We start from the raw sequence: 5,060 nt of genomic DNA, 5'->3' as shown, positions 1-5,060 counted from the left end.
GGACAGAGGGCGACACGACGGCGCCGATATCGCTCATACGATTCTCAAGGCGGGCGATCAGATCGATTGGCACCGGCTGCTTTCTTATCTGGAGGTTCATTGGGAGGTTCTGTTGATGCAGCTTATCAATTTCAGATGGATCTATCCGAGCGAGCGGGATCATATCCCGGCGTGGTTGCTCGATGAATTGCTCGACCGCCTCGCCAAGCAACGGCAATTGCCGTCTCCAAGGATGAAGATCTGCCGTGGGCGGCTGCTTTCGCAAACCGACTACGAGATCGACGTCAAGGAATGGGGCTTCGCCGGCGTCGGTGGTGTGGGAGAATTCCGTGATGGCTGATCCCGTCAAGAGCAGCGCGCCCAAGGACGGCGCACGCGCACTCAAAGTTGCCGCGGTCGGGGATCTCCATGTGCGGGAAGATGCACAAAACTCGTATCGAGACCTCTTCGGCGAGATATCGAGCGAAGCGGACATTCTCGTTCTCACGGGAGATCTGACCAATCTCGGCAAGCCTCGTGAAGCGGAGATGCTGGCCGAGGATCTGCGCAACTGCTCGATCCCGGTTGTGGCAGTCCTCGGCAATCATGACTACGAGTCCGGTGCGGTGGAAGACGTCACGAAGATCCTGCGGCAGGCGCATGTTCACCTCCTCGACGGGCAGACAGTCGAAATCGAGGAGGTCGGTTTTGTCGGCGTGAAGGGATTCATAGGCGGCTTCGGGTCACGCATGCTCGGCTCATTCGGGGAACCGGCGATCAAGACGATGGTCGCGGAAAGCGTGAACGAGGCAATGCGACTTGAAAATGCGATGCGCCAGGTGCGGGCCAAGCGCACGCTGGTGATCCTTCACTACGCGCCGATTGCCGACACCGTCGCGGGAGAACCGCTGGAAATATTTCCGTTTCTGGGCTCTTCACGTCTGGCCGAAACGATCGATCGATTTCAGGTCAGTGCTGTCGTGCACGGTCATGCACATCGCGGTTCTTACGAAGGCCAAACGCCTGGCGGAGCCAAGGTCTACAACGTCGCCATGCATGTGGCCAAGCCTGGCGGCCGCCCCTACGCCTTGCTGGAAATCTGATGCCAACGGCTTGCGCCGTCGATGCCCATTGGCCTGGACTCAGTTGGTGGCGTTGATCGATCTCGCCAACTCTTCCAGCTTGCGGGGATCGTTGCCGTGACGGCGCACCAGTTCGCGTGCCTGCCTGGACGGCAAATCGGTCGTGGCGGCCAGTTGTCGCACCTGCTGATCGTCGATGGCGACTTGCGGCAGTGTATGGTCGATATCTCCTGACTTGTCCTTCATCACGCTTCTCCTTGGTCGATTTCGACGACAACGGCTCGAAAATCCGACCGGTTCCGAACGATCTGCAACTTTTGCGCCGGCATCCGTGGGCGGACCAACGTGCGCCTGCCTTGAGGGCGCAACGATCTCGATGGCTGGATTCTGCCAGGAACCATGCCACGGCGGACGAGTTGTTCCAACTGAACGGAGATAGTTAGATGCCACAGCCAAGACAGCCAGACCCAAATCGCGATATGCCCGTGCCGCCTCCAACATGGAAGCCGGAGCCGATCGAGGAACCCGAACCGGAAACGCTTCCGGACGAGACTCCGCTGCCCAACCCCGACGAGAATGAAGAGCCTCCCGTCCACGCATGAGAGGGAATTTCTGCATCGCGGGGCAAGCGCGCAACCTGCCGAGGACTAACGATCTATCTCGCCAAACACGATGTCGAGCGACCCGATGATCGCGGCAACGTCGGCGATCATGTGCCCTCGAGACAGGAAATCCATCGCCTGCAGATGGGCGAAAGATGGCGCACGTATTTTGCACCGGTAAGGGACGTTGCCCCCGTCAGAAACCAGATAAACGCCGAATTCTCCCTTTGGCGCTTCAACCGCGGCGTAGACTTCTCCCGCCGGCACGCGATGCCCCTCGGTATAAAGTTTGAAATGCTGGATGGTCGCTTCCATAGAGCGTTTCATCGTGGCGCGCCGCGGCGGCGTGATCTTCTGGTTCGGAATCGCGACCGGCCCCTGGCCTTCGGATGACCGCAGTTTTTCCAGGCATTGCTTCATGATCCGCACCGACTGGCGCATCTCCTCCATACGGACGAGATAACGGTCATAGCAGTCTCCGTTCTTGCCGACGGGGATGTCGAAATCCATGTCAGGGTAACATTCGTATGGCTGTGCCTTGCGCAAATCCCATGCCGCGCCCGATCCGCGTACCATCACGCCGGAAAACCCCCAGCGCCAGGCATCATCCAGCCCGATCACACCAACATCGACATTGCGCTGCTTGAAGATGCGGCTGCCGGTGAGCAGATCGTCGAGGTTGTCACAGACTTTGAGGAACGGATCGCAGAAAGCCCAGATGTCGTCGAGAAGCTTCGCAGGCAAATCCTGGTGCACGCCGCCGATTCTGAAGTAATTCGCATGCATGCGAGCGCCGGAGGCGCGCTCGTAAAAGACCATCAGCTTCTCGCGCTCCGCAAATCCCCAAAGCGGCGGCGTCAGGGCGCCGATATCCATGGCCTGGGTCGTGACATTGAGGAGATGCGACAGAAGCCGGCCAATTTCGCAAAAAAGAACACGGACAAGCTGCCCACGCTTTGGAACTGTTATGTCGAGCAGTTTTTCGGCGGCGAGGCAGAACGCATGCTCCTGGTTCATCGGCGCGACATAGTCGAGCCGATCGAAATAGGGCAGCGCTTGCAAATAGTTCTTGTGCTCTATGAGTTTTTCGGTGCCTCGATGGAGCAAGCCAATATGCGGATCGGCACGCTCGACGATCTCGCCGTCCAGTTCGAGCACCAACCGAAGAACACCATGGGCGGAGGGATGCTGTGGCCCGAAATTGATGGTGAAGTTGCGAACGGCGGCTTCGACCATTGCTGCTCTCCGCGACTGCATTTCGTCGATTCAGTGATGCGTATGGTTCGATGCCTCAAGTCGTCGTCTGAATGATCAGCGTCAGCGTGCCATCGCCATCTATGTTTGCAGCGACAACCTGCGAGGAATTGAGCCCATTCGCTCTCAAAGCCGACGTCGCCTGAGGTGAGGCATCGACGGAGCTTTGCAGGCGAAGCAAATCTTCGGCGCTGGTCTGGTTAATCACGGCATCGGCCTGCGCCTTGATTTCGTCCGGCAAATCCTCGACGGCGACAATGGCGACGCCGGTGAAATTCAAACCGGCAGAGCCTGGATCGGGCGGCGCCAGCTCCGGCTGCGCTTCGCCCTGCGGTGGCGTTACCTGGGGAAGCTGCGGTCCGATAGTTTGGGCGTAGACGGGCTGAATGGTGACCGCCCCGGAAAGCGCGACAGCTATCGTCAACATGCGCATGGTCGCTCCTTGCATTCTTCGAGGGAGATTTTGAAGAAACCCCCATGCTGAGCGATGGTTCCGCAAGGCCGGTCCCACCGGGCGATTTCGCCCCAACTCACCCCAGAGAGACGCCGAAAACCTGGCCAAGGCGTTCGTCACACGGCTGTCTCCAACCGGTTGGGCAGCTCCGTACGGAATCGTACCATCGATTGATCTGCACCTTGGACAGGATCAAAATGAAGCTGAGGTGACCATGGGAGGGAGCCGCATGAGCATCGCCAGATGGGCAATAAGACCTGTCGGTACCGCCAAGGCGTTTCTGGCAGAAGAGCTTCGAAGTGCGCGATACGGCGACATCGTTTCGGTCAAAGCGGCGATAGAGGCCGCTCGCAGGGACGCGCCTTATTTGCAGGATACAGATGATGAATTGATGGAGACGATCATCGAGCTGGCACGGGAACTGGGTCTGGCCGTCCTTTTTGACTCTCGCGATTGACCGATGAGCCATGGTCGATGCGATTTGGTACGAAATCGACAATTGGCTCATGGTCGAAAATGCGCAATCATTGGGAAATGGGACGACGGCTGGACGACAAACTCGATTGCAAGGCTTGTGGGACCATCCAAATGGACATTCCCGACGACGCCAACGAGTCGACGCCAATTCATTGCAGCAATTGCGGCGCCTTTCTCGGCGAATGGGGTGAATTGCAGGATGATTTCTACCGCCAGGCTCGCGGTACCGAAGCATTCGACTTGCGCAACGGAACCATTATCAAGAAGTAGCGCGCAACAATGCGCACCCGGATGACACAGGTAAATCCACAGGGGGGTGGCAGATCTAACCGACGTTGATCACGACCATCAGCCCGCCGCCGCCCTTTTCCTCGACATTGTTGTTCGTCGTGTGATGCGGGATGTGGCAATGGATGAGCCACTTGCCGGGACGCCGTGCCTTCCAGACGACGTCATAGCGCTGTCCTGGCCCGACATTGATCGTATCGGCCAGAAAGCGCGCCGAGGGAGGAAGCGTCTCACCGTCACGAGCGACGACCTCGAAGGGTCCGCCATGGATATGCATGGGATGGACGAAGCCATTATTGGTGCCGATGAAACGCACCTTCAGCGTCTCGCCCACCTTCATGGGGATGGCGTCGGTTGCGGGATAGGCCTTGCCGTTGATGGTGAAGAAGTTCGGCATACCGCCTTCCATCGGCATCGAAGGATAGGTCAGTCCATCGCGCACCAGCCATTCCTGAAGTTCGATCACATAGTCGTGGTCAGCCTGAACCTCGTCGGCGGGATTGGCAGGGTCGATGATCAGCGCCCCATAGAGCCCCAGCGCCTGGGTACGGTCCGGCTTGGCATGCGGATGATAGAAATAGGTCCCGTGCTGGGTCGCGGTGAATTCGTAGGAATAGGATTGCCCAGGCTCGATCGGCGGCTGGGTGATCTCGGCGGGCCCATCCATCTGGTTCGGCAGGATCATGCCGTGCCAATGCACCGTGGTCTCCTCAGGCAGGTCGTTGGTGACGTCGATGCGAACCTTATCGCCCTGGCGAATGTGGATGCGCGGACCGGGGATCTGGCCGTTGTAGGCATAGGCGTCGACCGCGACATTGGGCAGGATCTGCCAGCGGACCACTGAGGGCCTGAGGTCGAACACCTTGACGCCGTTCTCCAGGCGGAATGGCAGTTCCTGGTCGCCTTTGGCGGCAAGGCCATAGG

Annotated in this window: 7 protein-coding genes and 1 pseudogene; 4 read left to right on the top strand and 4 right to left on the bottom strand. The window is 58.8% G+C overall.

The window, feature by feature from the left end; all coding sequences use genetic code 11:
* A pseudogene (locus EN932_RS28855) lies at window positions 1–340 on the top strand (hypothetical protein); the annotation flags it as partial.
* Complete coding sequence (locus EN932_RS28850; RefSeq protein WP_013531519.1) at window positions 333–1,082, top strand: metallophosphoesterase; 750 nt, start codon at window positions 333–335, stop codon at window positions 1,080–1,082. The pseudogene EN932_RS28855 and the gene EN932_RS28850, both read left to right, overlap by 8 nt.
* 39 nt (window positions 1,083–1,121) lie before the next feature.
* Here EN932_RS28850 and EN932_RS28845 read toward each other — a convergent pair whose 3' ends face one another.
* The 3 genes from EN932_RS28845 to EN932_RS28830 form a co-directional block, all read right to left on the bottom strand.
* Window positions 1,122–1,307, bottom strand: coding sequence for a hypothetical protein (locus EN932_RS28845; protein ID WP_013531520.1), 186 nt, complete (start codon window positions 1,305–1,307; stop codon window positions 1,122–1,124).
* Window positions 1,308–1,708: 401 nt separating this feature from the next.
* Window positions 1,709–2,899 carry an NADH-quinone oxidoreductase subunit D gene (locus EN932_RS28835; protein WP_063168035.1) on the bottom strand — a complete coding sequence of 397 codons (1,191 nt, stop codon included), beginning with the start codon at window positions 2,897–2,899 and terminating at the stop codon, window positions 1,709–1,711.
* A gap of 55 nt (window positions 2,900–2,954) precedes the next feature.
* A complete protein-coding gene (locus EN932_RS28830) occupies window positions 2,955–3,350 on the bottom strand; it encodes a hypothetical protein (RefSeq protein ID WP_013531523.1) in 396 nt (131 codons plus the stop codon).
* Between the two features lie 250 nt (window positions 3,351–3,600).
* Here EN932_RS28830 and EN932_RS28825 point away from each other — a divergent pair, with 250 nt between their 5' ends.
* Entirely contained in the window at window positions 3,601–3,828 is a 228-nt protein-coding gene (locus tag EN932_RS28825) for a hypothetical protein (RefSeq protein ID WP_013531524.1), read from the top strand.
* Window positions 3,829–3,959: 131 nt separating this feature from the next.
* The gene (locus EN932_RS38465) at window positions 3,960–4,118 is read left to right on the top strand and encodes a hypothetical protein (protein ID WP_013531525.1); all 159 of its coding nucleotides are present in this window, start codon (window positions 3,960–3,962) and stop codon (window positions 4,116–4,118) included.
* 55 nt (window positions 4,119–4,173) lie between these two features.
* Here EN932_RS38465 and EN932_RS28815 read toward each other — a convergent pair.
* On the bottom strand, window positions 4,174–5,060 hold an 887-nt coding region (locus EN932_RS28815; RefSeq protein ID WP_164890661.1), incomplete at its 5' end, for a copper oxidase.

Source organism: Mesorhizobium sp. M7A.F.Ca.US.002.01.1.1 (genome assembly GCF_004022955.1).
GTDB lineage: Bacteria > Pseudomonadota > Alphaproteobacteria > Rhizobiales > Rhizobiaceae > Mesorhizobium > Mesorhizobium ciceri.
The sequence above is the reverse complement of the archived record's forward strand: the minus strand, read 5'-3'. Positions and strand labels throughout refer to the sequence as shown.

Bases quoted from the DNA above. Each gene is read 5' to 3' on its own strand.
- EN932_RS28850 (WP_013531519.1), top strand. From the start codon at position 333: ATGGCTGATCCCGTCAAGAGCAGCGCGCCCAAGGACGGCGCACGCGCA.
- EN932_RS28845 (WP_013531520.1), bottom strand. From the start codon at position 1,307: ATGAAGGACAAGTCAGGAGATATCGACCATACACTGCCGCAAGTCGCC.
- EN932_RS28835 (WP_063168035.1), bottom strand. From the start codon at position 2,899: ATGGTCGAAGCCGCCGTTCGCAACTTCACCATCAATTTCGGGCCACAG.
- EN932_RS28830 (WP_013531523.1), bottom strand. From the start codon at position 3,350: ATGCGCATGTTGACGATAGCTGTCGCGCTTTCCGGGGCGGTCACCATT.
- EN932_RS28825 (WP_013531524.1), top strand. From the start codon at position 3,601: ATGAGCATCGCCAGATGGGCAATAAGACCTGTCGGTACCGCCAAGGCG.
- EN932_RS38465 (WP_013531525.1), top strand. From the start codon at position 3,960: ATGGACATTCCCGACGACGCCAACGAGTCGACGCCAATTCATTGCAGC.